This is a genomic window from Frankia sp. AgKG'84/4 (assembly GCF_023242965.2).
Classification (GTDB): domain Bacteria; phylum Actinomycetota; class Actinomycetes; order Frankiales; family Frankiaceae; genus Frankia.
The window spans coordinates 1-899 of sequence record NZ_JALKFU020000868.1; the positions used below are offsets into that span (position 1 = coordinate 1).

An 899-nucleotide genomic window follows, 5' to 3' on the forward strand; every position below is an offset into this window, starting at 1 on the left:
GCCCAGCCGGCGAGGTCGCGCCGCTGCCCGGCGTCGTGCAGGGCCTCCCACAGGTGACTAGCTGCCGGGCCGCGCCGTCCGGTGCCCAGGTAGTCGAGTACGTCGTCGAGGGAGGCGGTGAGGCGGCGCTCGCGTTCGCGGGTCGCGGCGGCGTCGAGGACGGCGCCCGCCTCGGTCAGGTCCGCGCCGGTGGGGCGGGCGGGGAAGGTCGCGAGCAGCCTCTGCAGGCGGGCGGCCAGCGCCGGGCCATCGACGGTCTCCCAGCGCAGCGCGTCGCGGAGCCTGGACACCCGCTGCGCCAACAGCGGCAGGAACTCGGTCGAATCGCCGGGCAGCGGCGGCGCGCCGACCTGGTCGGCCAGGTCCTGGCTCTGCCGGACGACCGCGGCGGTCCGGATCCGCTCGTGCAGCGTCGCCCGGACGACGTCGACGTCCGCGGCGGTGCGCAGGTCGAGCCCGTCGACGCGGGTCGCGCTGTGGAAGGCCCGCAGTTCCTTGGCACCGAGGCGGGGCAGGCCGCGGCCGGCGGCGAAGCGGACGCCGAGGTCGTCGAGGAACCGGGTCTGCACGCGATGGTCGCCGGGCGGAAGCTCGACGTCGTGGCCGAAGGTGCGGCGGCGCAGGTCGATGATCTCGGCGCTGGCGGCGTCGAGCGCGTCCGTCTGCTCCCGCCAGAGCGCCGCAAGCGACTCCGACCGCGCGATCTGCGCGCGCACGCTGTCCAGCCACGGTTCGGCCAGGGACTCGACGCGTCGCGCCGCGGTGCGCACGGCGGCGGCGAGCTCGGCCAGGGCCGCTGGGCCGAGCTGGTCCAGGCCGGTGAGCCCGACGCCCCGGGCCTCGAGGTCGGCCAGGTCGTCGCGCAGCTCGTCGAGTTCGCGCAGGCGCTGGGCGAACTC

The 899-nt window shown here is 77.0% G+C and carries 1 pseudogene; it reads right to left on the bottom strand.

The window, feature by feature from the left end:
• Positions 1 to 899: pseudogene (locus MXD58_RS25740) on the bottom strand (AAA domain-containing protein); the annotation flags it as partial.